Here is a 25,715-nt window from a genome sequence, read left to right as displayed (position 1 = left end):
GGGCATCGCTGACAGCCCTCAGTCATTTAGAAAGCAACTTTATTGCTTCTGCATAAAAAAATTACTGGGGATCCCTCAGCCCCATGGGAGAAGGTCGGGGTGAGGGAAATTAGCGCACACGGATCCCTTCGATAATCATCCGCTGCACGTTTTCCAGGGTGCTCTGGAAAAACGCCTCGTCCTGGAGCGTTTTACCGGTTACCGCCTCGACCTGGGCCGCGAAGTCAGCGTAGTGCTGGGTTGAGGCCCAAATCATAAAGATCAGGTGATGCGGATCGACCGGGGCCAGTTTTCCGCTGGCGATCCATCCGGCAATAATCGCCGATTTTTCGTCCACCAGCTGCTTTAGATCTCCCGTCAGCTCCGCCTGCAACAGCGGCGCGCCCTGTAACATCTCCAGACAAAACAGCCTCGATGCCTGGGGATAATCACGCGATACCTCCAGCTTCAGGCGTATGTACTCCTCTATCGCAACCAGCGGGGCCAGCTCTTCGCGAAATGCTTTAAGCGGTGCGAGCCAGATATCCAGGATCTGCTGCATCACCGCCACATATAGCGCCTCTTTCGACGGGTAGTAGTAGAGCAGATTGGTCTTGGACACCCCGGCCTGCTCCGCCACCTGCTCAAGGCGTGTACCGTGAATACCAAACTGCGAAAATGTCTCCAGCGCGGCGCTGAGGATCGCCTGTTTCTTGGCGCTCACCGCCTGCGAACGTTTACCGGGTGTTTTCACTGCGCCTTGTGTCATTTTCGCTCTCCATTTTCTGTCCTGCGCTCAGCATAGCAAAACCCCCGTCTCGCCACGACCTTCTGCACCCTCAGCGCGCATGAGTGCCTGTTTTCTGTGCAATGATTTTGACCACTTAGTCCACATTTTCGCTGTTAAATTTAACAGCCACCAGTTAACACCCTAATAACAAAGTATTTTTCAAAACTGGCACTCCCTTTGCAAAAACGTCGTGACACCTGCGACGTAATGAAGAGAGGTTCGTGATGAAAATTGGCGTATTTGTACCGATCGGCAACAACGGCTGGCTTATCTCGACCACGGCCCCGCAATACATGCCGACCTTTGAGCTGAATAAAGCCATCGTGCAGAAAGCGGAGCATTACCACTTCGACTTTGCGCTCTCGATGATCAAGCTGCGCGGTTTCGGCGGTAAGACCGAATTCTGGGACCACAACCTGGAGTCCTTTACCCTGATGGCGGGCCTGGCGGCGGTAACCTCGCGCATCCAGATTTACGCCACCGCCGCTACCCTTACCCTTCCCCCGGCAATCGTGGCGCGGATGGCCTCCACCATCGACTCCATCTCCGGCGGGCGCTTTGGCGTCAACCTTGTCACCGGCTGGCAAAAGCCGGAGTACGAGCAGATGGGGATCTGGCCGGGTGACGATTACTTCTCCCGTCGCTACGACTACCTGACTGAATACGTGCAGGTGCTGCGCGATCTGTGGGGCACCGGCAAAAGCGATTTCAAAGGCGACTTCTTCACCATGAACGACTGCCGTGTCAGCCCCCAGCCGTCGGTGCCGATGAAGGTGATTTGCGCCGGGCAGAGCGACGCGGGGATGGAATTCTCCGCCAAATACGCCGACTTCAACTTCTGCTTCGGCAAAGGCGTTAACACCCCTGCTGCCTTCGCGCCCACCGCGGCACGCATGAAAGCGGCCGCCGACAAAATCGGGCGCGACGTGGGCTCCTACGTGCTGTTTATGGTGATTGCCGACGAAACCGACGACGCCGCGCGCGCCAAATGGGAACGATACAAGGACGGCGCCGACGAGGAAGCCCTGAGCTGGCTGACCGAGCAGAGCCAGAAGGATACCCGCTCCGGCGCGGACACCAACGTTCGCCAGATGGCCGACCCGACGTCTGCCGTCAATATCAACATGGGCACCCTGGTTGGCTCGTATGCCAGCGTCGCCAGAATGCTCGACGAAGTGGCTGCCGTGCCCGGCGCCGAAGGCGTGCTGCTGACCTTCGATGATTTTCTCACCGGCGTGGAAACCTTCGGCGAGCGTATTCAGCCGCTGATGCAGTGCCGTGCCCACATCCCTGCCGTGACGAAGGAGGTGGCGTAATGACGACCCTCAACGCTCGCCCGGAGGCCATCACCTTTGACGCGCAGCAGAGCGCGCTGATCGTGGTGGATATGCAAAACGCCTATGCCAGTAAAGGCGGGTATCTGGATCTGGCCGGGTTCGACGTCTCGGCCACGCAGCCGGTGATTGAGAATATCAAAACCGCCGTGAGCGCCGCGCGTGCTGCGGGCATGCTGATCGTCTGGTTCCAGAACGGCTGGGACGACCAGTACGTCGAAGCTGGCGGTCCCGGCTCACCCAACTTTCACAAATCCAACGCCCTGAAAACCATGCGCCAACGGCCTGAACTCCAGGGCACGCTGCTGGCGAAAGGCGGCTGGGATTATCAGCTGGTGGATGAGCTGGTACCGGAAGCTGGCGATATCGTACTGCCGAAACCGCGCTACAGCGGCTTTTTCAATACCCCGCTCGACAGCCTGCTGCGCAGCCGGGGCATTCGTCATCTGGTCTTTACGGGCATTGCCACCAACGTCTGCGTGGAGTCCACCCTGCGCGACGGCTTCTTCCTCGAGTATTTTGGCGTGGTGCTGGAAGACGCTACCCATCAGGCCGGGCCGGATTTCGCCCAGAAAGCCGCCCTGTTCAATATCGAAACCTTTTTTGGCTGGGTCAGTAACGTCAATGATTTCTGCGACGCGCTGGATCCCCCGCTCGCCCGCATCGCCTGAGGAGAACCGCTATGCCGAAATCCGTGATTATTCCGCCGGGCACCAGCACCCCTATAGCCCCGTTTGTCCCCGGTACCCTCGCCGACGGCGTGGTGTATGTCTCAGGCACGCTGCCGTTTGATAAAGACAACAATGTAGTGTTTATCGATGACCCAAAGGCGCAAACCCGCCACGTGCTGGAGACGATCAAAACCGTGATCGAAACGGCGGGTGGCACGATGGAGGACGTGACCTTCAACAGCATCTTTATCACCGACTGGAAAAACTACGCCGCGATTAACGAGATCTACGCGGAGTTTTTCCCCGGCGATAAACCGGCGCGATTTTGCATCCAGTGCGGGCTGGTAAAGCCTGAAGCGCTGGTTGAAATTGCCACCGTTGCGCACATCGCGAAGTGAGGCCGCCATGAAACTGTCCATTTCCCCGCCCCCCTTTGCGGGCGCGCCCGTGGTGGTGCTGATTGCCGGGCTCGGAGGCAGCGGGAGCTACTGGCTGCCTCAGCTCGCCGTGCTGGGGCAGGAGTATCAGGTGGTGTGCTACGACCAGCGGGGCACGGGGAATAACCCGGATACCCTGCCGGAAGACTACACCCTCGCACACATGGCCGACGAGCTCGCGCTGGCGTTAGCCGGGGCCGGGATCGCCCGTTACTGCGTGGTCGGCCACGCGCTGGGGGCGCTGGTCGGCCTGCGGCTGGCTATCGATAAGCCTGACGCACTCACCGCGCTGGTTTGTGTCAACGGCTGGCTGACCCTCAATGCCCATACCCGACGCTGTTTTGACGTTCGCGAACGTCTGCTGCATGCGGGCGGGGCTCAGGCGTGGGTAGAGGCACAGCCGCTGTTTCTTTACCCGGCAGACTGGATGGCTGCCCGCGCTCCGCGGCTGGAGGCCGAGGAAGCGCTGGCGCTGGCCCATTTCCAGGGCAAAGCCAATCTGCTGCGCAGGCTGCATGCGCTGAAACAGGCCGATTTCAGCCGCCACGCTGCACGCGTTCGCTGCCCCGTGCAGATTATTTGTTCCACCGACGATCTGCTGGTGCCGTCCGTCTGCTCCGCGGAACTGCACGCCGCCCTCCCGCACGCCCGCAAAACGGTCATGCGCCAGGGCGGGCATGCCTGCAACGTGACCGCGCCGGACATCTTTAACACGCTGCTGCTGAACGGGCTTGCCAGCCTGCTGCACAGCCCTGAACCCGCTTTGTAAGGAGCCTGAATGAGCGAAGCCATCACGCCCGCCGCGCTGGAAACGCTGTTTACCGGCGCACGTACCCATAACGGCTGGCTGGATATACCGGTCAGTGACGAGACGCTGCGCGAGATTTATGACCTGATGAAATGGGGGCCGACGTCCGCCAACTGCTCCCCGGCGCGCATTGTCTTTGTGCGAAGCCCGGAAGGAAAAGAGAAGCTGCGCCCGGCGCTCTCCAGCGGCAACCTTGAGAAAACGCTCACCGCCCCGGTCACGGCAATTGTCGCCTGGGACAGCGAGTTTTATGAGCGCCTGCCTGTACTGTTCCCGCACGGCGATGCCAGAAGCTGGTTTACCTCCAGCCCCGCACTGGCGGAAGAGACCGCCTTTCGCAACAGCTCGATGGAGGCCGCGTACCTGATCTTCGCCTGCCGCGCGCTCGGGCTCGACACCGGGCCGATGTCCGGCTTTGACCGGGAAAAAGTGGACGCGGCCTTTTTCACGGGCACGCTGCTTAAAAGCAATCTGCTGATTAACATCGGTTATGGCGATATGAGCAAAGTCTATGGGCGCTTACCGCGTCTGACCTTCGAAGACGCCTGCGGGCTGGCGTAAGGAGCCATCATGACGACACCCGATCAACAAACCTTCCGTGATGCCATGGCCTGCGTCGGTGCGGCGGTCAATATCATCACCACCGACGGCCCTGCGGGAATGGCGGGCTTTACCGCCAGCGCGGTATGCAGCGTGACCGATTCCCCGCCCACTCTGCTGGTTTGCCTCAACCGTGGCGCGTCCGTCTGGCCGATTTTCAGCGAGAACCGCACCCTGTGCGTTAACACGCTGAGTGCCGGACAGGAGCCATTATCCAACCTGTTTGGCGGTAAAACGCCGATGGCGGAACGCTTTGCCGCTGCCCGCTGGCAGACAGGCGACACGGGCTGTCCACGTCTGGAAAATGCCCTGGCCTCGTTCGACTGCCGCATCAGCCAGGTGGTTAGCGTCGGCACCCACGACATTCTGTTTTGCGACATCGTATCCATCGTTCGCCACCCGGCACCGCAAGGGCTGGTGTGGTTCGACCGCGGCTATCACGCACTTATGCGACCCGCCTGTTAATCCGCATTCAGGAGACAGAACATGTTCGGACTTCCCCACTGGCAGTTGAAATCGACCTCCACAGAAGCAGGCGTGGTCGCGCCGGATGAAAGGCTCCCGCTCGGGCAGACAATGGTGATGGGCGTGCAGCATGCGGTCGCGATGTTTGGTGCGACGGTGCTAATGCCCATGCTGATGGGGCTGGATCCTAACCTCGCCATTTTGATGTCGGGTATGGGTACCCTGCTGTTCTTTTTTGTCACCGGCGGGCGCGTGCCCAGCTATCTGGGCTCCAGCGCCGCCTTTGTGGGAGTCGTTATTGCAGCGACCGGGTTTAACGGTCAGGGCATTAACCCCAACCTGAGCGTGGCCCTCGGCGGCATTATCGCCTGTGGGCTGGTCTACACCCTGACCGGTCTGGTGGTGATGAAAGTCGGCACGCGCTGGATCGAGCGGATGATGCCCCCCGTCGTCACCGGGGCGGTGGTGATGGCGATAGGCCTGAACCTCGCGCCGATTGCGGTGAAGAGCGTATCCGGCTCGCCGTTTGAAAGCTGGATGGCGGTGATTACGGTGCTGTGCATCGGCGTGGTGGCGGTCTTTACGCGCGGGATGATCCAGCGGCTGCTGATCCTGGTCGGGCTGATTGCGGCCTGTCTGATCTACGCGCTGCTGGCGAACGTGTTTGGTCTCGGCAAGCCGGTTGATTTCACACTGATTCACCAGGCCGCCTGGTTCGGCATGCCGCAGGTGACCTCACCCACCTTTAACGCTCAGGCGATGATGCTCATCGCGCCTGTCGCGGTGATTCTGGTGGCTGAAAACCTGGGCCACCTGAAAGCCGTAGCGGGAATGACCGGGCGCAATATGGACCCGTATATGGGGCGGGCATTTGTGGGAGACGGTCTGGCGACCATGCTCTCCGGCTCGGTCGGCGGCAGCGGCGTGACGACCTACGCGGAAAACATCGGCGTGATGGCAGTGACCAAAGTCTACTCGACGCTGGTCTTCGTGGCGGCGGCGGTGATGGCGATACTGCTCGGCTTTTCCCCAAAATTCGGCGCATTGATCCACACCATCCCGGCACCCGTGATTGGCGGCGCCTCGATTGTTGTATTTGGTCTGATTGCCGTCGCGGGGGCACGCATCTGGGTGCAGAATCATGTTGATCTGAGCCAGAACGGTAACCTGATCATGGTGGCGGTCACGTTGGTGCTGGGCGCAGGCGACTTCGCCCTGACGCTGGGCGGGTTTACGGTGGGCGGGATTGGCACGGCGACCTTCGGCGCGATCCTGCTCAACGCCCTGCTTAGCCGCCGCAAAGGGGATGAAGCGCAAGCGGAAGCCATCACCCCCTGAACCTGAAATAGCCGGGTGACGCTACGCTTACCCGGCCTACATGCCAATTGTAGGCCCGTGCAAGCGAAGCGCCGCCGGGCAAAACGGGCAGCGTGCGCGTTGTTAGCTATCTGCCCCTTGTTCAGTGCCGAACCCGGCAGTCGCCTTACGTCGTTTTTTTAACTTTAACTCGCTCACCAGCACCCCGGCGACAATAAACGCCGCGCCCACCAGCGCCAGCAGCGGCAGACGCTCCCCGGCGAGTCGCCCGAAAATACCCGCCCACACCGGTTCACCGGTATAGATGACCGTCGCCCGTGTCGGAGATACGCTGCGCTGCGCCCAGTTCATGGTGACCTGAATAATAGCGCTAAAAATGCCCAGCCCCAGCGCCACGACGATAAGCCCGGTAGACATCGGCGGGAGGGACTCCCCTGCCGGCACCATCGTCGCGAACGCCACCAGCGACGCGGTGGCAAGCTGCACGACCGTCACCCGCTTGACGTCCACTTTTCCTGCCCAGGCGCTAATCAAAATAATTTCTGCCGCAATGGCAACGGCCCCCACCAGCGTGATGATCTCTCCCGGCCCCAGCGCCAGCAGATTATTTCCCGGCCCGGCTAATAAAATGAGGCCGATGAACGCCAGCATGATACCAATGCACGACATCAGGCCCGGTATTCTGCCCAGGCACAGCCACTGCAACAGCGGCACCAGCGGTACGTACATGGCGGTGATGAAGGCGGATTTACTGCTGGAGATAGACTGGAGCCCCCACGTCTGCAGGCTATAGCCCATGGCAATCGCCACGCCAATAGCGACACCCGCTTTAAGCTCTCTCAGGGTCAACCCGCGCAGGGTTTTCAGCGAAATAAGCGCCACGGCAACCGCCGCGGTTGCAAAACGCAGCGCTACAAAGAAAAACGGATCGCTCATCGTGACCGCGTACTGAACGGCAAGAAAGGTTCCGCCCCAGAACATGGTGATCAAAATCAGGATGGCTTCCTGAGGCTTAATGGAGAAAGTAAAACGGGAAACGGACATGGGACACCAGCACGAAGAATCAATCCTGTAGTGTGCGATGCCTTTGATTACAGTTCAATGTAGCAGACATAAAAAAACCGCCGGGAAACCCGGCGGCAGAGAGTTAACCCGGCGTACTACTTGTTGCTGCCGTGGCTATTTTTACCCCCTTTTTTGCCAGCCTCTGATGCGCGCTGAGGGTCGTTTTTAAAATTGCCCCCGCTAGACTGGCCACCTTTACGACCTGCTTCTGATGCTCTTTCACGGTCTTCAGCGAAATTACCTGAACCACCACGATGGTTTGCCATCTCTAACCTCCAGAGTGTGAAACATTAGACATCATATTGCATTCAGTAAAAGAGGATTCTTTCACCTCGCGGCTCAAGGACAGTGCCTTTATCTGTGCCGCGTGAAACTAAGCTTAGTGTAATGCGGCTATCCGGCAAGCGAGAGGTAATATTCTGCAACATGATCTCAGCCTTTCGTATGAAATATTGAGGAGGTTATCCATAAGCCATTCTTATATTTTGAAAAAACAGCGCTGCTAAAGTTGTTTCATTTTGCTACAAAGCACGTAACGAAAAGATATTGTTATATATCAAATAAATGCCGTTCATTTTTGCAGTCTGGCCGTGATGTCATATCTTTAAAGTAACGCAGCGATCCGCTGTAAGAAAAACCAACGAGGAGTGATGCAAAATGGCAAAAGTTCTGGTGCTCTATTATTCCATGTATGGACACATTGAAACCATGGCTCACGCAGTTGCAGAAGGCGCAAACAGAGTAGACGGCGTTGAGGTTGTGGTTAAACGCGTACCGGAAACCATGCAGGCGGAAGCCTTCGCCAAAGCCGGGGGAAAAACACAAAACGCCCAGGTCGCCACCCCGCAGGAGCTCGCGGACTATGATGCCATTATCTTCGGCACCCCGACCCGCTTCGGCAATATGTCCGGCCAGATGCGCACCTTCCTCGACCAGACGGGCGGGCTCTGGGCCTCCGGCGCGTTATACGGCAAGCTGGCCAGCGTGTTCAGCTCTACCGGCACAGGCGGCGGCCAGGAGCAGACGATCACCTCAACCTGGACTACCCTTGCACATCATGGGATGGTGATTGTGCCGATTGGCTACGGCGCGCAGGAACTGTTCGATGTTTCCCAGGTTCGTGGCGGGACACCGTATGGCGCGACAACCATTGCCGGTGGGGATGGTTCACGTCAGCCAAGCAATGAAGAACTTTCGATCGCCCGCTATCAGGGTGAATACGTCGCGGGTCTTGCCAAAAAACTGAACGGCTAACCCAACAGGAGGACAAGTATGCCAACTCAAGAATCCAAAGCTCACCACGTGGGCGAATGGGCAAGTTTACGCAATACCTCTCCGGAGATTGCAGAAGCCATCTTTGAAGTCGCCAGGTATGACGAAAAGCTGGCTGAGCAGATTTGGGAAGAAGGCAACGATGAAGTGCTGGTTCGCGCCTTCGAAAAAACCGACAAAGACTCGCTGTTCTGGGGCGAGCAAACCATCGAACGTAAAAACGTCTGAATGTTCCCCCCGCCCGCGCGGGGGGTTTTCTTCTATTTCGCCGCGTTGTTCATCACCGCATTGAATTTATCGATCGGACAGAAGCCGTTGCCATCTACCGGACAGCCCTTCAGCTCCAGCGTCACGCGCTGCGCAGGAGATTGCAGCGACAGCACGCTGGCATTACGCAACTGCTCAGAACTCTGGTAGACATACTCAATTTTCATCAGCTCCTGGTTAGTGTTTTTGTCATGCCAGCGCTGGAAGACAATTTTACCGCCAATCGGGGTTCGTTCCTGCTGGTCGTGCAGCTGATACGGCCTGAAATCCAGCGCGGTCAGCAGCGAGGCAATGTTGGAGTCGTGCCCCACCAGCAGGGTAATTTTTGGCGCTTTGGCCTGTTCGGTCACCAGTGCTTTATCAATGTACTTCACCAACGGTTTAGCCACGTTCTGCGCCACGTCCGTCGAGGTAAACAGCGAGTCCTGGTAGCCGTTTTTCAGCTTCGACAGCACGCGCCACTGCTGATTGGTTTTGATTTCCCCCCATGCCACCTGGTCTGCCGGGAATCCTTCGTAATACTGTAGGGTGAACGCATCCACCAGCGAGTTACCCACTTTCAGCGGCCCGGAGACGCCCGGCTCTTTTTCATAATCGGCGCTGAACGTATCTTTCGCCTCCGTCAGGGAACAGACTTTTTTCTCCTTGCAGGACGGCGAGTCGCTATAGTTTGTCAGCTGCTCCAGCAGTTTGTAGCTTTCATCCAGCTGCATTTTCTGCCGTTCTGTCTCCATCGCTTTCAGCGCTTTCTCACGAAACTCAGGGGAATTATCGGTAATGACCGGATTGAAGGTGGGGTCCATGGTGCCCATTTTTTCCTGATGATGCACAGGCACATCGCACCCCGGGAACGCGCCGGTGATAAAGAACTGCGCGGTCGCCACGGTGCGCTGGAGGCTGTTGGCGTAGGCATAGACGGTATCCGCTTGGGGGCATTCACCCGTCTTCACCATCCCCTGCTCTGCCAGCCACTCGCGTATATAGTGACCCATATACACTTCCAGTACGCCCCCTTTGGTGGTGAGCTGTCCACCCGGGACGTCCCACTCCGGCCACTGCTTCGGCGTGGACTGCTCCAGCACGCTGCCGTTATTGGCGAGCGGTGCACGCAGGTTGTGGCGGCTCATGATGAGTACCTGTTTCAGCTGATAGCCGTCCGGTGTGTCCTGCGCCTGTGCGCCAAAGGTCACGGCAAGGGTACCTGCCACGGCAACTGCGAGTAGTGCTTTTCTCATCCCTAATTCCTCACACGTTTTTTTAATGTCGCATTGAGTGTGACAGATTCGTGACAGGTTTTTCGGGAAGCATTTCTCAAACTGATGAATACGTGACTCGCTGATTCAGAGGCTGATGCCGGTGACGATGCCGACATACAGCGCCGCCCATGCGCAGGCTGAAAGCAGGCTGATGGCGTAAACCTTTATCGCGCTCAGCCTGAGCATGCCCGCCGCCAGCGGCACGATATAGCGCAGTACCGCCAGGAAACGCGAGGTGAACAACACCAGCAGGCCATTTTTATGCAGCTGGTGCTGTACCCGCAAAAACTTCCCGGCATGTTTTGCCGTGAAGCGTGACACTCGCCGGGTATGCCCCATCAGCTGGCCGATATGGTAATTCAGTACCGATCCTGCCGTAGCGCCCATCACCACCGCCAGCCACGTCAGCGCCGGATGCATACTCGACTGGCTGACGGCAATCCCCGCCAGCAGCATGACCGATGCGGGCGGGAGCACGGAAGAGATCAGTACCGTTGATTTACTCAGTGCCATAACAACGAGCAACGCGAAGAGATGCGTTGGATAATGCGCAAAATGATCCAGCAGCGTGTCCAGCCATGCCATTTTACTCTCCCCGGTAACATCAGAATTCCCCATTAGAAGTGAAAATAGTTAAATAAAACGTCAACATTCATTCAATAATATTCATTTAAACCATACTTAAACATTATTTAAATTCCTCAGCGGCCATTTTAAATAAGCGTATTATCCCTCACGTTTTACAACGATCTCGTTATGGCGAGGCTCCTGTACAAATACACGTTATCGCTCTGGTGGGTTCGAGAGAACCGGCACAGGGTAAAACAGGCACTGTCGAATCAAGGCTTTGCCAGTATAACTTCCCTTACGGGATACGGTGTACAGTGCTGAACCCAGGACGTGGGGATCTCCTTTCCGACATGCCCTGTCTTGCTCGCCCCTGAGAGATTTTATTATTCAAAGGGAAGTTACAATGTCTTACGCTATTCACAACCAAAATCTGGCTTTTAACGACAGCGCCATCGCGCAATATATGAATACCGATTTTATCGTTATTGATATTTCATTATGCGTGGCTCTGGCACGCGAGCAGTTCTTTGAAAAATTAAAAGATGATGATATTCCGTCACATATTTTTATCGAAGACAACGGTCGCCTCGCGGGTTTGATTGCCGTACGTAAATTATTGCAGGCCACGGATACCGTACAGCCCGTCAAAGGTATGATGATATCGGATTTTATCCAGCTTAAACCGGAAGATGAGCGGGCTGATGTCGCCGGGTTGCTGGCGCACGCAGGTGCGGATGTCGTACCGGTGGTGACCCACGGCAAGCTGGTGGGCTGCCTTACCGAGCGTGAAATCGCCCATCTGCTGGAAGATGACGTTACTGAAGATGCCCAGCTTCAGGGGGCAACGCTGCCGCTGGAGAAGCCCTATCTGGAAACCAGCGCCTTTAGCCTGTGGAAGAAACGCTCCGTCTGGCTGCTGCTGCTGTTTGTCGCGGAAGCGTATACCAGCTCGGTGATCCAGCATTTTGAAGAGGCGCTGGAATCCGCCATTGCGCTGGCGTTCTTTATTCCGCTGCTGATTGGCACCGGCGGAAACAGCGGGACGCAGATTACCTCGACGCTGGTGCGCGCCATGGCGCTGGGTGAAGTCCACCTTCGCGACGTGGGTCGCGTGCTGCGCAAAGAGATGAGCACCTCGTTAATGATTGCCGCCACGCTAGGCCTGGCGGGCTGCGTTCGTGCCTGGATGATGGGCATTGGGATGGAAATCACGCTTATCGTCAGCCTGACGCTGGTCTGCATTACGCTGTGGAGCGCCATTGTCTCATCGGTGATCCCGATGGTATTGAAACGCTGCAAAATCGACCCGGCGGTCGTTTCCGCGCCGTTTATCGCCACGCTGATCGACGGTACCGGGCTCATTATCTACTTCAAAATCGCACAGTATACGCTTGGGCTGGAATAACGAAAAAACCCTGCGATATTGCTATCGCAGGGTTTTCGAATTTGGCGGAAGCGTAGAGATTCGAACTCTAGAACCCTTTCGGGTCGCCGGTTTTCAAGACCGGTGCCTTCAACCGCTCGGCCACGCTTCCAAAGTGAGGCGCACTATAAACATCTCTGAGCATGATGTAAAGCAGGAAATTGCATTACGTTGAGCTTCTTGCGTCATTCCCTTCCGCTCCGATCACTTCTTCGTCATCGGCTGGCTAAAATGTAAACATTTATTTTTACATCACATAAACTTATTAGAATGAAAGTTTGTGATCTAGACTCTTTTTCATACACCGCAGCTTATCCGTGCAACATTGCCACCTCAATATGCCCTTGTAAGACCCTATTCACGCAGGTCACTGCGATAAGAGATTTTCCATGAAATTATTCGATACCGATAACTACAGACTTATTCTCTGGCGTAAATTTCTGCCGTGGCTGATCCAGAACGGTGCGCAAAAAAACAACCCGCATGACTATTTTCTGGTGTACTTAAAAGATGCCGACAATACGCGTTATATTCTGAAGAAGCACGAAAGCAGCAACGTTGTGCTCTGCCCGATGCATAAAAGCGAAGATGTCAGTATGAGCGTGGAAGATATCAGCGAAATGCAGGCTGAAATCATTCACTATAAGCGCAATGGGTTTCAGGCTTACAAAGGCATTATCCCGTTTGCCTTTGACCATTATACGAAAATCATCACCTTAAAAACGGCCCTTGCTCGTCTAAAAGGGCGCTGTATTTCTGGCCTGAAATCTGATTCAGAAACCATCAGCCGGGACCGTTACAACTTGCTCAGGCTGCTGGTGACCGACTACGTCAACCAGCGCCCTTCGCGCGTTTCGTCTGGTTTCACCCAGCGGGAAGTGATCGCCATGCTTTACGGCACACTTTGGTATAAACATATCAAAAATGAGTCGTTTAGCAGAAAAATCGCGCTCTTACTTGAGTCGCTCGTGATCACGGGCGATCTCAGCGAAGAGGGTAAGGTGTACTACGTGCAGGGCCAGGCTATTACCACCATGGTCGAGTATGAAAAAGAGGACCAGCGGGTAACCCATCAGCAAAAAATGCAGAAAAAAATTACGCGTTTTATGTTTGCGATAACGCTATCTACGCTGCTGATTATTCTGGTTCTGCTGTCGATGGCCGGGGTCGTCGACCTCGCCGCTGTCTGGCAGAAAATACTACAGATTAAGCCTCTCAGATTTTTAATGAATTTTATCTAATACCCTGCCCATTAATTATGAATTTTATTTTTATCAGCGATAACTATTACCTTTGCCACGGTGTCTCAAGCTCACTGACATCTACCCATTTGATTCGCGATGAGGAGGATATTCACCATCTTTATGGGGTCGATCCTGAGCTGGATTTTATCATTGCGATTGAACAGGATAAGTTACGCAATAAAACCATTCAGCAGGTCAAAAAAGTCAAGCGTGATTACATTGTCCTGATGCATGAGATAGAAGCCAACAGCGCGGTGAGAATTGATAATATTATCTATTCGTCGATGCATTTTACTGCTCACCCTTTTCAGCAGCTGATGCGTTTTTATCGGGCGCTCAGGACACACTCCTTTACCCGACGCGAATATGACGTGCTAAAGCTTTTCCATATGGAAAATCATGAAATCGCGAAAAAGCTGCAACTGTCACAAAAAACGACCAGCACCTACCGCGTGAGGATCCTCGAGAAATTGAATATGCGTTCAAAAAACATTCTGGCGATGACCCGTATAAAATCGGCGATTGTCGATCAGAAACTGTGATCTTTTGGCTTACCTTGGGAAAACCGGGGCCTCAGGTTTCGCCCTGAGGGGGTTTGGCGGGCGCGGTATACCAGTTCTCTTTGGCAACCATTACGCTGCCCTCTGGCTGCATAACAAAATTCGGAGACATGATCTGCACGTTAAATTCGTTAAACACATCCTGTATCTGGCTATGCAGTTCATTGCGGGCAACCGCGAGGGACTGGTCGGGCAGCAGACGAACCTGCAACTCGTAGGCGATATACCAGTCCATTAACCCTAACTGGCGCACCAGCGGCGGCTCAGAAAGATCAATCCCTTTTGCCCGTTTCGCGGCCAGCTCCAGCATGGCATGCACCTGACGCCATGGGGTGTCATAACCAATAGTGACGCTGACCGTCAGATTGAGGCTGCCATCGGGCTGTAGCGCGCTAAGGTTGGTGATCTTACCGCTCACCACCACCGCATTGGGCACGGTAACGACGTAATTTTCCCGGGTAATAATTTTGGTCGCCAGCATGCCTATTTCACTGACCTTACCTTCGTTATCCGCCACCCGAATGACATCGCCTTTACGCAGTGCGCGGGAGTAAATCAGGACCAGACCGCTCATGGCATGGTTCATCACCCCTGCCGAACCCAGCGTTAACATCAGGCCGAAGAAGACGCTAATACCTTTAAACGCCAGTGAGTTTGCGCCGGGCAGAAACGGCCAGGCAGCGGAGAGAGCAAATAGCCAGACGGCGACGGAAATGAGCTTACGGGTAGCCCCCACGGTTTCCGGATGTACGCCGGGAAGTTGCAGACGACCAGCCTCCACCTGATTCAGCACCATCCTCAGAAGCTTCAGAATAAAAGCGGTAATGAGGAAAATGATCAGAACAATCGTCAGCCCCGGCAAAGCCGAGACAATCGCCAGGGCAATTTGCTGCACCACGCGAAGCGACCAGTCTCCCAGCGACGTGCCCCACACCCGCGTCCACGGAAACAGACTGAATGCCCAGCTCAGCCAGACGTAAAAGCCAATCAAACCCAGCAGGAACATCAGCAAGGCGTAAAGCCGAATCTCAATGGCGCCAATGTACCGCCGCCAGCTTTGCGGCACCCGGCTGCGATTCTCCACAATACGCAGACGGTAGACGCGTCGAAACCAGCGCCAGGATCGCCAGGCGCCATAGCAGAGCAGCAAAAGCGCCAGCAGGCCAGCGGCAGCTTTTACCGTCGACAGCGCCAGCCAACCGGTATCGTATTGATCGCGCAGGGCCATTCTCTGCGCTTCCATGCGCGCCAGCACGCGCTGCGCGGCCTGATCGAGGGTGAGATCGTCCCCTTCGTCCAAATCCCCTTCCGTCAGCAGCATCACGGGCTTACCGTTCATCACGATCAGCCGCCCCTGCTGGTTATAGCGGGTCACGGGGACGATAGTGAGCGGCTCACGCACGTCCGCCTCGGTAAAATTGCGCAGGGTGTTGCGGATGCGTAAAACGCGCTCCTCCGGCGTGGTCAGGCCAAATTTCGCCTGAAGCATGACGATCGGCTGATGAAAAATATAGACCGTCCGGGCGCGCTCCTGCTCAGAAGGCGCCTGGCGGGGCTCAGCGGCATACGATGAGAAGGCGCTCAGGGAGGCAAAACAGAACGCAAACGCGAGCAGGATCTTTTTCATCCTCACTACCCCAGATCAGAAATCTTGTTGTTTTTCAGGCAACCCGCGAATGCCAGGTGGGTATGTTGAGAATAGTCCAGCCTTTCGTTTCTGCAACAAGCGACGGTGAGCGTGTTGCTCTCAATCACAATATATGTATTATGTTATAACATAACAATTTGGGATTATGTTCTATGTTACTTAAAAAAGGGTTATTTCTGGCTTTATTGCTCTCCACGGCGCCTGCCGCTTTCTCAGCAACCTCATGGCCCCTCACGATTGAAAATTGCGGCGTAAAGCAGACCTTTGCGCAGGCTCCTCAGCGCGTCGTGACCGTGGGACAGCATGAAACAGAATTACTGCTCGCACTGGGGCTGGAGAAAAAGATCGCCGCAACGTCGGTCTGGTTCGGCAAGCTCCCGGATCCGCTGGCAGATGCCGGGAAAAATATCCCCCGGCTTGCAGATAATTCCCCCTCATTTGAAGCCGTGGTGGGACAGAAACCTGAGCTCGTTCTCGCGCAGTATCACTGGCACATTGGTCCGCAGGGAGAAGTGGGCACCCGTGAGCAGTTTGCCTCGATGGGGATTAATACGTGGATCTCTCCTGCCGACTGCACGGATAAAGCGGTGACGGAAAAGTCAAACGCAGACGGAGCACGTAGCGCGCCGTTTTCGCTGGCCGAAATCACACGGGAAGTGACAGATCTGGCGACGATATTTGATGTTTCCGCGCGAGGTGAGCAGCTTAATCATACGCTGACGGAACGTATCAAAAAGGCCCAGGGGCGCGTCTCAGCGAAACCGCTTCGCGTCGTATTCTGGTTCTCAAGTAGCCGTCTGAATGGCGATCCCTGGGTGGCGGGGAATTACGGCGCGCCTGGCTGGATCAGCCGCACGCTGGGGTTGAAGAACATTATTGACTCTCATGACGAATGGCCGGCTGTAACCTGGGAACATATTGCCCAGTCGCAGCCGGACGTGATTGTTATCGCCGGGATGTCCCGCAGGCTCTACCCTGCCGATGACGTTGAGGTAAAAAAAGCATTCTTGCGTAATGACCCGGTGACGAAGAACATGCCTGCGGTCAGGAACAACCACATTATTGTGGTGCCGGCGATGTCGTTAAACCCTTCATTACGTAACGTCGATGCGGTTGAGCTTATCAGCGATCGGCTGGCTTCTTTCCAGGATGAACAATGAGTCATTTCGCTTTTGACCGCCGCCAGCAAGGTTTACTGGCAGCAGGCGTCATGGCGCTGCCGCTAATACTGGTTTTTGCCGCCAGTATCGGTGATATGCCGGTGTCGTATGCCAGTACCGGGAAAGCGATCCTCAACGGACTGGGTTTGACCTCTTATGCGTTGCCACAAACGGAGGAGGGTATCGTCTGGCAATATCGCATGAGCCGGGCAGTGATGGCCGCGTGCAGCGGCGGTGGCCTGGCGCTGTGCGGGCTGGTGTTACAGTCGATCCTGCGTAACCCTCTGGCTGAGCCTTATCTGCTGGGGATTTCCGCGGGCGCCTCGCAGGGGGCCGTCTGCGTGATGCTTCTCGGCATGGGGGGAAGCGTGATTGGCGTGAGCAGCGGTGCGTTTGTCGGCTCCTGCGCCGCCTTTGCGCTCATCATGGTGATTACAAACGGGATGAGTGAAAGCCCGTCGCGCATTTTGCTGGCCGGTATTGCGGGCACCCAGCTCTTCAACGCCATGACCGCGTACGTCGTCAGCACGTCCGCCAATGCCGAGCAGTCCCGTAGCGTCATGTTCTGGCTGATGGGGAGTCTGAGCGGCGTGCGCTGGCCTGACGCACTGCTGGCGCTGGCCGTTACGCTTGCGGGTTTACTGGTGGTATTGCTCTTTTCCCGGGCGCTGGACACCTTCACCTTCGGGGATGAGGTCTCCACCACGCTGGGGATCCCGGTTACCGCCGTGCGTATTGTCTTATTGCTGACCTGTGCCGTTGTCACCGCCACGTTGGTGAGCGCCACAGGCGCAGTGGGGTTTGTCGGGCTGGTCATTCCCCATGTGACGCGCATGCTATGCGGGCCGGGCCATCGCCGCTCGATCCCGCTGACGTTTCTCATCGGCGCCCACTTTATGATCCTTGCCGATATCGTCTCACGCACGCTGATCGTGCACCAGGTTCTGCCCATCGGGGTGGTGACTGCGCTGGTGGGCGCCCCCGTCTTTGTGGCGTTGCTTTATCAAAACCGAAAGGAGCATCCATGAATATAACAGTGGCCGGGTTAACCGTAACCCGACAGGCGCAGACGGTGCTTAAGGATATCGATCTCGACCTGCCATCCGGGCAGATTGTCGGCCTGTTAGGGCCAAACGGCTCAGGCAAGTCGACGCTGCTGCGCTGCCTCGCCGGGCTGTTTCCAAGACACAGCGAACGTGTTGCGCTTAATGGCACAACGCTTGGCTTGATGCCGCTGAAAATACGGGCGCAGCACATGGCGTTTGTCCCGCAACATGCTGAGGTCGACGGGGAACTGACCGTTGAGGATATGGTCAGGCTGGGGCGTACGCCCTACCGGAAAACATTCCAGAGAACCACGCGCGACGATGAGGCTGCGGTTGAACAGGCGATTGGCCTGATGCAGTTATGCAGCTTACGCCAGCGGCGATGGCACTCTTTGTCAGGCGGAGAACGACAGCGAAGTCAGATAGCCCGCGCGCTGGCCCAGCAGCCGCAGGTGCTGTTGCTCGATGAACCGACAAACCACCTGGACATTCAGCACCAGCTGGAGCTGATGCGGCTCGTTTCACAGCTGCCGCTTACGGTGGTGGTTGCACTGCACGATCTCAATCTTGCGGCCAATTATTGCCAGCGTCTGATCCTCCTGAAGGCCGGGCAGATCGCAGCCACGGGTGCGCCCGAAGCGGTGCTGACGCCCTCGAACATCGCGGATACCTGGTGCGTAAAAGCTCAGGTCTGTAAGGCCGACGCCGGGATCACGATAAGCTATAACATGGGTGACATGGCGGAGAGCCAGAACAAAAGCAAAAACCCCTGCGATATTGCTATCGCAGGGGTTTCGAATTTGGCGGAAGCGTAGAGATTCGAACTCTAGAACCCTTTCGGGTCGCCGGTTTTCAAGACCGGTGCCTTCAACCGCTCGGCCACGCTTCCTAAGTGAGGCGAACTATAAACACCTCACCGCGCGCTGTAAAGGGTGCGCGCATTCGTTCGCTTTAAAAATAGCCAAAATGCGTTTAATCGGTTGAATAGACAACAGATTGGCCGTTTTACCAGCATAATATCCACCGCGGATCGTTAGTGCTTTTTGATGTACATATCTTTGGTGTAGTAGTAGCCAAGCTTATCCGGCGTGAAGCCCCCTACCCACGGTTTCACCAGGTGCGTGCGCACGTAGTGATAGACAGGGATCGCCGGCACATCGCGCCCCAGCAGATCTTCTGCCTGCTGGTAGAACTTACCGCGCTCCTCCGCCGTTTTCGCCTTCGCCGCATTCACCAGAGCCAGATCGTATTCCGGATTGCTGTACTGAGTGGTGTTTTGGCTGTCACCGGTACGGAAGTTATTCAGGAAGGTTGCGGCGTCATCGTAATCAGCAATCCAGGCGTAGCGCACCGCGTCAAAGTTATGGGTGTGCATGGTATCAAGCATGGTTTTCCACTCCTGGTTTTGCAGCTTCGCCTCTACGCCGAGGTTCTTCTTCCACATCGAGCTGGCGGCAATCGCAATACGCTGGTGCGATTCCGAGGTGTTATAGAGGAGATTAAAGCTGAGCGGATGGCTGTCGTTAAATCCGGCTTCGGCCAGCAGTTTTTTCGCCTCGGCAATGCGTTTATCCATCGGCCAGCTGGCGTAATCAGTGTTCTGTAACTTGACGCCGCCAATATCCGGCTGGCTGATGAGCCATGCCGGGCGTTGCCCCTGCCCTAAAACTTTCCCGGCGATAATATCTTTATCCAGCGCCAGATTCAGCGCCTTACGCACGCGGGCGTCGCTGAACGGCGGCCTGGTGGTGTTGAATTCGTAATAATAGGTGGCAAGCTGCGGCGATACATCCAGCTCGCTCCCCAGCGTTTTCTTCAGCTGAGCAAACTGGTTGATCGGCACCGTGTAGGCGATGTCGATTTCCCCCGCTTTGTAGCGGTTGACATCAGCGGCTTCAGAGGAAATGGGCAGATAGGTCACCTTGTTGATGACGGTATGTGCGTTATCCCAGTATTTCGGGTTTCGCACCGCCACAATGCGTTCGTTCACCACCCACTGTGACAGTTTATAGGCCCCGCTGCTGACGAAGTGCTCCGGTTTGGTCCACTTATCACCGAAACGACCTACCAGGACTTTATCTATCGGCACCAGAGACGGGTGAGCCAGCATCGCCAGGAAAGCAGCATTTGGCTGGGTGAGCGTCACTTCCAGCGTGGTGTCATTGATGGCTTTCACGCCCAGCGACTCGGGTGCTTTTTTGCCTTCTGCGATATCAGTGCCGTTGACGATACGCATACTGCCGGGATAGCTGGCATACGGAGAGACGGTTTTCGGGTCGACCAGTCGCTGCCAGCTCCAGACAATATCTTCCGCGGTGATGGGGGTGCCATCGCTCCAGGTTATGCCCGGGCGCAGATGGAAAGTCCAGACGGTGTCATCTTTATTTTCCCATTTCTCCGCCAGGCGCGGCTGGATTTCACCTGCCGGAGAGACGCTGACCAGCCCGTCGAATAAATCGCTGATAATATTGAATTCGACATCGCTTTCGACTTTATGCGGGTCGAGCGAGGCGGGTTCACTGCCGTTGTTCCTGACCAGTTCCTGCTTATCTGCCAGCTGGGTTCCTGCTGGCACGTTAGCCGCCCAGGTTGCCGTGCTGGCGCACAGGACCCCTGCGGTTAACAAAGAGAGCGTAAAGTGCATGCGTGTTTGTGGTTTCATTTCCTTCGCCTTATTGTCTGTTTTTATGACGATCCGGAAATAACTCTTAGCGGCCTTAGGGAAATAACGCAATATTTTTCAGTGACCTATAAGAGGTTGATCTGAATACGCCTTGCATACCGCACTTCATTCTGAGTACAAAGGCTTTACCAGAATAAAAAACCAGCATAATCCCAAGGGGCTGAGTAAAGATGGGTAAAACCACTTTGCGTCTGCCGCGCCGTTTCCTATTCTTTGCGCTAATTACATCTGTCATAAGAGAGTGACTCATGGATCGTATAATTACTTCTTCACGCGACCGCACATCGCTACTCAGCACCCATAAGGTGCTGCGCAATACCTATTTCATGCTCAGCCTGACGCTGGCGTTTTCGGCGATCACCGCGACGGCCAGCACCGTACTGATGCTGCCTTCTCCGGGCCTGATCCTGACGCTGGTGGGTATGTATGGTCTGATGTTCCTGACCTATAAAACCGCGGATAAACCGGTGGGTATTCTCTCCGCTTTCGCCTTCACCGGCTTCCTGGGCTACATCCTGGGGCCAATCCTGAACGCCTATCTGTCTGCCGGAATGGGCGACGTGATTGGTATGGCGCTGGGCGGTACCGCGCTGGTGTTCTTCTGCTGCTCGGCCTACGTGCTGACCACCCGTAAGGACATGTCCTTCCTCGGCGGTATGCTGATGGCGGGTATCGTGATTGTGCTGGTCGGTATGCTGGCGAACATCTTCCTGCAATTGCCTGCTCTGCATCTGGCAATCAGCGCGGTGTTTATCCTGATTTCATCCGGCGCAATCCTGTATGAAACCAGCAACATCATTCACGGCGGTGAGACGAACTATATCCGCGCCACCGTGAGCCTGTATGTGTCGCTGTACAATATTTTTGTCAGCCTGCTGAGTATCCTGGGCTTCGCCAGCCGCGATTAACTCACCGTGCTGTGAACAAAGCCCCGCTTATGCGGGGCTTTGTTTTTTTGGTAGACTGAGGCGGTTTTTGACTAACGCGTGAATGAATATGTTGAGTTTTGAAGGCAAAGAGATCGAAACCGATAACGACGGTTATCTGAAAGAGAGCAGCCAGTGGAGCGAAGCGCTGGCGGAGAAAATTGCGGAAAACGAAGGAATTACCCTCTCCCCGGAACACTGGGAAGTGGTGCGCTTTGTGCGCGAATTCTACCTCGAATTCAACACCTCTCCGGCTATCCGCATGCTGGTCAAAGCCATGGCGAATAAATTTGGCGAAGAGAAAGGCAACAGCCGTTATCTGTATCGCCTGTTTCCGAAAGGCCCGGCTAAACAGGCGACAAAAATTGCCGGCCTGCCAAAGCCGGTAAAATGCATTTAATAGCGAATACTGAAGTCAGCGTATTCCCGGCCGGGTTGATGCGGTTCCGTTAGCACCTTATCAACCCGCGCGCTGCGCGGTCCGCCCGCTTTCAGCCACGCCACCAGCTTCTCTACCCGATCCGCCTCACCGCAGGCCACAACCTCCACGCTGCCATCATCCATGTTACGCGCATACCCCGTCAGTCCGAGCTGAAGGGCTTCGCGCTGGGTGCTGTAGCGGAATCCGACGCCCTGTACAAGGCCATGGACCCAGGCAATGGTGCATACATTTGACATCATCCTTCTCCTTATCCGACTGGCGCGTTGCATTTCCTCGCTGAAGTCGGGAAAATGGCGGCCATTTCATTGGAATCGACAGAATAGCAAATTATGAGTGTACGTTTAGTGTTAGCCAAAGGGCGCGAGAAGTCATTACTGCGCCGCCATCCCTGGGTCTTTTCCGGCGCGGTTGCCCGCATGGAAGGTAAAGCCAGCCTCGGTGAAACCATCGATATTGTTGACCATCAGGGGAAATGGTTAGCACGCGGCGCATACTCGCCTGCATCTCAGATCCGCGCGCGCGTCTGGACGTTCGATAAAGAAGAAGCCATCGATATCGACTTCTTTGTCCGTCGTCTGCAACAGGCGCAGCAGTGGCGCGAGTGGCTGGCAAAGCGTGACGGGCTGGACAGCTATCGTCTGATTGCCGGTGAATCCGACGGGCTGCCGGGCGTGACCATTGACCGCTTCGGCAATTTCCTGGTGTTGCAGCTGCTGAGCGCCGGGGCGGAATACCAGCGTGCCGCGCTAATTAGCGCCCTGCAAACCCTGTTCCCGGAATGTGCCATTTACGACCGCAGCGACGTGGCGGTACGTAAAAAAGAGGGCATGGAGCTGACGCAGGGCCCGGTCACCGGCGAACTGCCGCCTGCCCTGCTGCCTATCGAGGAGCACGGCATGAAGCTGCTGGTGGACATCCAGGGCGGCCATAAGACCGGTTATTATCTCGACCAGCGTGACAGCCGTCTGGCAACGCGCCAGTACGTTGCCGATAAGCGCGTGCTGAACTGCTTCTCCTATACCGGCGGCTTTGCGGTCTCTGCCCTGATGGGCGGCTGTGCCCAGGTTGTGAGCGTCGACACCTCACAGGAAGCGCTGGATGTGGCGAAACAGAACGTTGAGCTGAACAAGCTGGATCTGAGCAAAGCGGAGTTTGTGCGCGACGACGTGTTCAAACTGCTGCGTAAATACCGCGACCAGGGCGAGAAATTTGACGTTATCGTGATGGACCCGCCGAAGTTTGTAGAAAATAAAAGCCAGCTGATGGGCGCCTGCCGTGGCTATAAAGACATCAACATGCTGGCGATCCAGCTGCTGAACCCGGGTGGCGTTCTGCTGACGTTCTCCTGCTCTGGCCTGATGACGACAGATTTATTCCAAAAAATCATCGCCGATGCCGCAATAGATGCGGGTCGTGATGTACAATTTATAGAGCAGTTCCGTCAGGCCGCCGATCACCCGGTGATCGCTACCTACCCGGAAGGGCTGTATCTGAAAGGGTTTGCCTGTCGCGTCATGTAACTTGAAAAGAGAAATATTGCCCGCACATAGTGTGTATGTAATGTTTCCCGGGAGGTGACTATGATTGCCAGCAAATTCGGTATCGGCCAGCAGGTCCGCCACACCTTGCTTGGATATTTGGGTGTGGTCGTGGATATCGACCCGGAGTATTCCCTTGATGAACCGTCAGCAGACGATCTGGCCGTTGACGCAGAGCTTCGCGCCGCGCCCTGGTATCATGTGGTTATGGAGGGCGACGATGGTCAGCCTGTCCATACCTATCTTGCCGAAGCGCAGCTGAGTGGTGAACTACAGGATGAGCATCCGGAACAACCCACTATGGACGAGCTTGCTCAGACCATCCGCAAACAGTTACAGGCGCCAAGACTGCGTAACTAAAGGTGTAAAAAAGCCCGTCAAGCGGGCTTTTTTTATTTTGCCAGCCCCAGACGGGGAATATCGATTGCCGGACAGCGATCCATCACCACCTTCAGCCCGGCATCACGCGCCAGCACGGCCGCCTGCTCATTAATCACGCCCAGCTGCATCCACAGCGTTTTCGCGCCGATGGCAATCGCCTCCTGCGCCACGCCCCAGGCTGCCTCTGAATTACGAAAAACGTCCACCATATCCACCTTTTCCGGCACGTCCGCGAGCGTCGCATAGCCCTGCTGACCCAGCAGTGTTTTCCCCGCCACCTTCGGCGAGACCGGGATCACGTGATATCCCTGGTCCAGAAGGTATTTCATGACCCGATAGCTTGGGCGATCCGGTTTATCGCTCGCGCCGACCAGCGCGATAGTGCGCGTGGACGTCAGAATCTCGACAATGTCGTTCTCTTTCATGCTGTTCCTCCTGGTTTTTTTCAAAGTGTACGTCAAAGCAGACATCTCAACCACGCATCCCATACAGAAGTATGAGGGCAAAACGGCAGAATATGTCTATATGTTAGTAAACGTGTTTATCGAAAAATTTTGATACATTCTTACCAGGTAGTTTGTCTACAGGAGTCAGCTATGAAAACCGGCATTGCCTGGGCTGTGGTTGCGTTAATCATGCCGGTTTGTGTTTTCGCAACCACCCTCAGACTCTCAACCGACATTGACCTGCTGGTGCTGGACGGGAAAAAAGTCTCCAGCTCCCTGCTGCGGGGCGCAGACAGCATCGAGCTGGATAATGGCCCGCATCAGGTGGTTTTTCGGGTTGAAAAGACGATTCGCCTCGCCTACAACGAACAGCAGGTGTACATTTCGCCTCCGCTGGTGGTCAGCTTTAATACCCAACGCATCAGCCAGGTCAATTTTCGTCTCCCGCACCTTGAAACAGAAAAAGAGTCACTGGCATTTGATGCCTCACCGCGCATTGAGCTGGTGGACGGGGATTCTATGCCCATCCCGGTAAAGCTGGATATCCTGGCGCTGACAAAAAGGCCAAAAGGAACAGATTACGAAGCGGACACGGAGATCTATAACAGAGCCAGCAGGCGCGCCTCCCTGCCCCAGTTCGCCACCATGATGGCGGATGACAGTACCCTGCTTTCGGGCGTATCGGAGCTGGATGTACTCCCTCCTCAGTCGCAGACCCTTACTGAGCAACGCCTCAAATTCTGGTTCCAGAATGCCGATCCGGACACGCGCGCCCGTTTTCTGCAATGGGCGAAACGACAACCTTCGTCGTAAGCCACATTTTTTCGTCCTTTCTCTTGCAGCATCAGTCAGTTCCCGTCATCGTGTAGCGAGGTAACCTCACGGATAAGATTATGGAACTGACAACACGCACACTTCCGGCGCGCAAGCACATTGCTCTGGTTGCGCACGATCACTGTAAACAAATGCTGCTTAACTGGGTTCGTCGCCATCAGCCTCTTTTACAGCATCATGCCCTTTCTGCCACGGGAACAACCGGCAACCTGATCCACCGCGAAACCGGTCTGGAAGTGAATGCCATGCTGAGCGGCCCGATGGGAGGTGACCAGCAGGTCGGCGCTCAGATTTCGGAAGGTAAAATTGACGTTCTGATATTCTTCTGGGATCCGCTGAACGCGGTTCCGCATGATCCGGACGTTAAAGCGCTGCTGCGTCTGGCGACGGTATGGAACATTCCGGTAGCCACCAATCTTTCAACGGCAGATTTCATCATTGAATCGCCGCAGTTTAACGATCCGGTGGAGATTTTGATCCCGGATTATCAGCGTTATCTTGCGGAGAGACTGAAGTAGTTTTTTGCCCGGTGGCGCTGCGCTTACCGGGCCTA

30 protein-coding genes, 2 tRNA genes and 1 riboswitch are annotated in these 25,715 nt (G+C 55.7%); of the genes, 21 read left to right on the top strand and 11 right to left on the bottom strand.

All coding sequences use genetic code 11. From position 1 onward, the window contains the following. Positions 1 to 109: 109 nt before the first annotated feature. Complete coding sequence (gene rutR, locus ACOT1A_RS11780) at positions 110 to 748, bottom strand: HTH-type transcriptional regulator RutR (RefSeq protein ID WP_276170358.1); 639 nt, start codon at positions 746 to 748, stop codon at positions 110 to 112. Between the two features lie 245 nt (positions 749 to 993). Between rutR and rutA the strand changes: the two genes are divergently transcribed. Genes rutA through rutG form a run of 7 tightly spaced genes read left to right on the top strand, consistent with a single transcriptional unit; the run spans position 994 to position 6,422 of the window. Continuing rightward, positions 994 to 2,085 (top strand): pyrimidine utilization protein A, encoded by a 1,092-nt coding sequence (rutA, locus tag ACOT1A_RS11775; RefSeq protein ID WP_023305836.1) that lies wholly within the window; start codon positions 994 to 996, stop codon positions 2,083 to 2,085. Beyond that, entirely contained in the window at positions 2,085 to 2,774 is a 690-nt protein-coding gene (gene rutB, locus ACOT1A_RS11770) for a pyrimidine utilization protein B (RefSeq protein WP_022647681.1), read from the top strand. Before rutA ends, rutB begins: the two co-directional genes overlap by 1 nt. Before the next feature lie 11 nt (positions 2,775 to 2,785). Beyond that, on the top strand, positions 2,786 to 3,172 hold the full coding sequence (gene rutC, locus ACOT1A_RS11765) for a pyrimidine utilization protein C (RefSeq protein WP_015570870.1): 387 nt from the start codon (positions 2,786 to 2,788) through the stop codon (positions 3,170 to 3,172). Positions 3,173 to 3,179: 7 nt separating this feature from the next. Continuing rightward, positions 3,180 to 3,980: a pyrimidine utilization protein D gene (rutD, locus tag ACOT1A_RS11760; protein ID WP_022647680.1), complete on the top strand. Its 801-nt coding sequence runs from the start codon at positions 3,180 to 3,182 to the stop codon at positions 3,978 to 3,980. A 9-nt stretch (positions 3,981 to 3,989) separates the two neighbouring features. Next, positions 3,990 to 4,580: a malonic semialdehyde reductase gene (locus ACOT1A_RS11755; protein WP_368958450.1), complete on the top strand. Its 591-nt coding sequence runs from the start codon at positions 3,990 to 3,992 to the stop codon at positions 4,578 to 4,580. Positions 4,581 to 4,589: 9 nt separating this feature from the next. After that, positions 4,590 to 5,084, top strand: coding sequence for an NADH-dependent FMN reductase RutF (gene rutF, locus ACOT1A_RS11750; protein ID WP_023299762.1), 495 nt, complete (start codon positions 4,590 to 4,592; stop codon positions 5,082 to 5,084). Positions 5,085 to 5,105: 21 nt separating this feature from the next. After that, positions 5,106 to 6,422, top strand: a complete 1,317-nt coding sequence (rutG, locus tag ACOT1A_RS11745; protein ID WP_108367757.1) for a pyrimidine utilization transport protein G — start codon at positions 5,106 to 5,108, stop codon at positions 6,420 to 6,422. Positions 6,423 to 6,524: 102 nt separating this feature from the next. Here rutG and ACOT1A_RS11740 read toward each other — a convergent pair whose 3' ends face one another. Both ACOT1A_RS11740 and ACOT1A_RS11735 read right to left on the bottom strand, forming a co-directional pair. Then, on the bottom strand, positions 6,525 to 7,445 hold the full coding sequence (locus ACOT1A_RS11740; protein WP_276170357.1) for a DMT family transporter: 921 nt from the start codon (positions 7,443 to 7,445) through the stop codon (positions 6,525 to 6,527). A 116-nt stretch (positions 7,446 to 7,561) separates the two neighbouring features. After that, positions 7,562 to 7,732: a general stress protein gene (locus tag ACOT1A_RS11735; protein WP_001273664.1), complete on the bottom strand. Its 171-nt coding sequence runs from the start codon at positions 7,730 to 7,732 to the stop codon at positions 7,562 to 7,564. A 391-nt stretch (positions 7,733 to 8,123) separates the two neighbouring features. On the opposite strand from ACOT1A_RS11735, the gene wrbA reads away from it, so the two are divergent. Beyond that, positions 8,124 to 8,720, top strand: a complete 597-nt coding sequence (gene wrbA / locus ACOT1A_RS11730) for an NAD(P)H:quinone oxidoreductase (RefSeq protein ID WP_022647675.1) — start codon at positions 8,124 to 8,126, stop codon at positions 8,718 to 8,720. An 18-nt stretch (positions 8,721 to 8,738) separates the two neighbouring features. Further along, positions 8,739 to 8,966 carry a YccJ family protein gene (locus ACOT1A_RS11725; protein ID WP_022647674.1) on the top strand — a complete coding sequence of 76 codons (228 nt, stop codon included), beginning with the start codon at positions 8,739 to 8,741 and terminating at the stop codon, positions 8,964 to 8,966. A 32-nt stretch (positions 8,967 to 8,998) separates the two neighbouring features. On the opposite strand, the gene agp is transcribed toward ACOT1A_RS11725, so the two are convergent. Next, positions 8,999 to 10,240, bottom strand: coding sequence for a bifunctional glucose-1-phosphatase/inositol phosphatase (agp, locus tag ACOT1A_RS11720; protein ID WP_171936130.1), 1,242 nt, complete (start codon positions 10,238 to 10,240; stop codon positions 8,999 to 9,001). A 105-nt stretch (positions 10,241 to 10,345) separates the two neighbouring features. Next, complete coding sequence (locus tag ACOT1A_RS11715) at positions 10,346 to 10,846, bottom strand: DedA family protein (protein WP_045308873.1); 501 nt, start codon at positions 10,844 to 10,846, stop codon at positions 10,346 to 10,348. Between the two features lie 158 nt (positions 10,847 to 11,004). After that, positions 11,005 to 11,174, top strand: a riboswitch (M-box (ykoK) riboswitch). A 60-nt stretch (positions 11,175 to 11,234) separates the two neighbouring features. Here ACOT1A_RS11715 and ACOT1A_RS11710 point away from each other — a divergent pair. Next, the gene (locus ACOT1A_RS11710; RefSeq protein WP_105322616.1) at positions 11,235 to 12,236 is read left to right on the top strand and encodes a magnesium transporter; all 1,002 of its coding nucleotides are present in this window, start codon (positions 11,235 to 11,237) and stop codon (positions 12,234 to 12,236) included. A 42-nt stretch (positions 12,237 to 12,278) separates the two neighbouring features. Here ACOT1A_RS11710 and ACOT1A_RS11705 read toward each other — a convergent pair. After that, a tRNA-Ser gene (locus ACOT1A_RS11705) sits at positions 12,279 to 12,366 on the bottom strand. 277 nt (positions 12,367 to 12,643) lie between these two features. On the opposite strand from ACOT1A_RS11705, the gene ACOT1A_RS11700 reads away from it, so the two are divergent. Together ACOT1A_RS11700 and ACOT1A_RS11695 are read left to right on the top strand one after the other, a co-directional pair. Continuing rightward, positions 12,644 to 13,495: a hypothetical protein gene (locus ACOT1A_RS11700; protein ID WP_023299756.1), complete on the top strand. Its 852-nt coding sequence runs from the start codon at positions 12,644 to 12,646 to the stop codon at positions 13,493 to 13,495. A gap of 17 nt (positions 13,496 to 13,512) precedes the next feature. Next, complete coding sequence (locus ACOT1A_RS11695) at positions 13,513 to 14,040, top strand: helix-turn-helix domain-containing protein (protein ID WP_105322615.1); 528 nt, start codon at positions 13,513 to 13,515, stop codon at positions 14,038 to 14,040. Between the two features lie 31 nt (positions 14,041 to 14,071). Here the strand turns inward: ACOT1A_RS11695 and ACOT1A_RS11690 are convergent, their stop codons facing one another. Next, positions 14,072 to 15,685 carry a mechanosensitive ion channel family protein gene (locus tag ACOT1A_RS11690; RefSeq protein ID WP_023299754.1) on the bottom strand — a complete coding sequence of 538 codons (1,614 nt, stop codon included), beginning with the start codon at positions 15,683 to 15,685 and terminating at the stop codon, positions 14,072 to 14,074. Between the two features lie 173 nt (positions 15,686 to 15,858). Here ACOT1A_RS11690 and ACOT1A_RS11685 point away from each other — a divergent pair, with 173 nt between their 5' ends. From ACOT1A_RS11685 to ACOT1A_RS11675, 3 genes are read left to right on the top strand one after another with little or no spacing between them, the layout of a single operon-like run. Continuing rightward, complete coding sequence (locus tag ACOT1A_RS11685; RefSeq protein ID WP_154051640.1) at positions 15,859 to 16,866, top strand: ABC transporter substrate-binding protein; 1,008 nt, start codon at positions 15,859 to 15,861, stop codon at positions 16,864 to 16,866. Continuing rightward, a complete protein-coding gene (locus ACOT1A_RS11680; RefSeq protein ID WP_368958449.1) occupies positions 16,863 to 17,894 on the top strand; it encodes a FecCD family ABC transporter permease in 1,032 nt (343 codons plus the stop codon). The genes ACOT1A_RS11685 and ACOT1A_RS11680 overlap by 4 nt, the downstream gene beginning before the upstream one ends. Beyond that, positions 17,891 to 18,727 carry an ABC transporter ATP-binding protein gene (locus tag ACOT1A_RS11675; RefSeq protein WP_233154553.1) on the top strand — a complete coding sequence of 279 codons (837 nt, stop codon included), beginning with the start codon at positions 17,891 to 17,893 and terminating at the stop codon, positions 18,725 to 18,727. Before ACOT1A_RS11680 ends, ACOT1A_RS11675 begins: the two co-directional genes overlap by 4 nt. Here ACOT1A_RS11675 and ACOT1A_RS11670 read toward each other — a convergent pair. Both ACOT1A_RS11670 and ACOT1A_RS11665 read right to left on the bottom strand, forming a co-directional pair. After that, positions 18,714 to 18,801, bottom strand: a tRNA-Ser gene (locus ACOT1A_RS11670). The genes ACOT1A_RS11675 and ACOT1A_RS11670 overlap by 14 nt on opposite strands. Positions 18,802 to 18,945: 144 nt before the next feature. Beyond that, the gene (locus ACOT1A_RS11665) at positions 18,946 to 20,574 is read right to left on the bottom strand and encodes an ABC transporter substrate-binding protein (protein ID WP_276170356.1); all 1,629 of its coding nucleotides are present in this window, start codon (positions 20,572 to 20,574) and stop codon (positions 18,946 to 18,948) included. Positions 20,575 to 20,843: 269 nt separating this feature from the next. Between ACOT1A_RS11665 and yccA the strand changes: the two genes are divergently transcribed. Together yccA and tusE are read left to right on the top strand one after the other, a co-directional pair. Then, on the top strand, positions 20,844 to 21,503 hold the full coding sequence (yccA, locus tag ACOT1A_RS11660) for an FtsH protease modulator YccA (protein ID WP_003858127.1): 660 nt from the start codon (positions 20,844 to 20,846) through the stop codon (positions 21,501 to 21,503). Between the two features lie 88 nt (positions 21,504 to 21,591). Further along, on the top strand, positions 21,592 to 21,921 hold the full coding sequence (tusE, locus tag ACOT1A_RS11655; RefSeq protein ID WP_003858129.1) for a sulfurtransferase TusE: 330 nt from the start codon (positions 21,592 to 21,594) through the stop codon (positions 21,919 to 21,921). Here tusE and yccX read toward each other — a convergent pair. Further along, a complete protein-coding gene (yccX, locus tag ACOT1A_RS11650; RefSeq protein ID WP_003858131.1) occupies positions 21,918 to 22,199 on the bottom strand; it encodes an acylphosphatase in 282 nt (93 codons plus the stop codon). The two genes, tusE and yccX, sit on opposite strands and share 4 nt — an antisense overlap. Positions 22,200 to 22,292: 93 nt before the next feature. On the opposite strand from yccX, the gene rlmI reads away from it, so the two are divergent. Together rlmI and hspQ are read left to right on the top strand one after the other, a co-directional pair. Continuing rightward, on the top strand, positions 22,293 to 23,483 hold the full coding sequence (gene rlmI / locus ACOT1A_RS11645; protein WP_023299749.1) for a 23S rRNA (cytosine(1962)-C(5))-methyltransferase RlmI: 1,191 nt from the start codon (positions 22,293 to 22,295) through the stop codon (positions 23,481 to 23,483). 60 nt (positions 23,484 to 23,543) lie between these two features. Then, a complete protein-coding gene (gene hspQ, locus ACOT1A_RS11640; RefSeq protein WP_003858136.1) occupies positions 23,544 to 23,861 on the top strand; it encodes a heat shock protein HspQ in 318 nt (105 codons plus the stop codon). 32 nt (positions 23,862 to 23,893) lie between these two features. Here the strand turns inward: hspQ and ACOT1A_RS11635 are convergent, their stop codons facing one another. Beyond that, positions 23,894 to 24,307: a CoA-binding protein gene (locus tag ACOT1A_RS11635; protein WP_006809337.1), complete on the bottom strand. Its 414-nt coding sequence runs from the start codon at positions 24,305 to 24,307 to the stop codon at positions 23,894 to 23,896. A gap of 171 nt (positions 24,308 to 24,478) precedes the next feature. Here ACOT1A_RS11635 and csgI point away from each other — a divergent pair, with 171 nt between their 5' ends. Next, positions 24,479 to 25,141, top strand: coding sequence for a curli synthesis inhibitor (gene csgI, locus ACOT1A_RS11630; protein ID WP_276170355.1), 663 nt, complete (start codon positions 24,479 to 24,481; stop codon positions 25,139 to 25,141). A gap of 80 nt (positions 25,142 to 25,221) precedes the next feature. After that, positions 25,222 to 25,680 carry a methylglyoxal synthase gene (gene mgsA, locus ACOT1A_RS11625; RefSeq protein ID WP_003858146.1) on the top strand — a complete coding sequence of 153 codons (459 nt, stop codon included), beginning with the start codon at positions 25,222 to 25,224 and terminating at the stop codon, positions 25,678 to 25,680. The last annotated feature ends 35 nt before the right edge of the window (positions 25,681 to 25,715 follow it).

This window comes from Enterobacter cloacae complex sp. SYL003 (assembly GCF_049236925.1).
Classification (GTDB): Bacteria; Pseudomonadota; Gammaproteobacteria; order Enterobacterales; family Enterobacteriaceae; genus Enterobacter; species Enterobacter intestinihominis.
The sequence above is the reverse complement of the archived record's forward strand: the minus strand, read 5'-3'. Positions and strand labels throughout refer to the sequence as shown.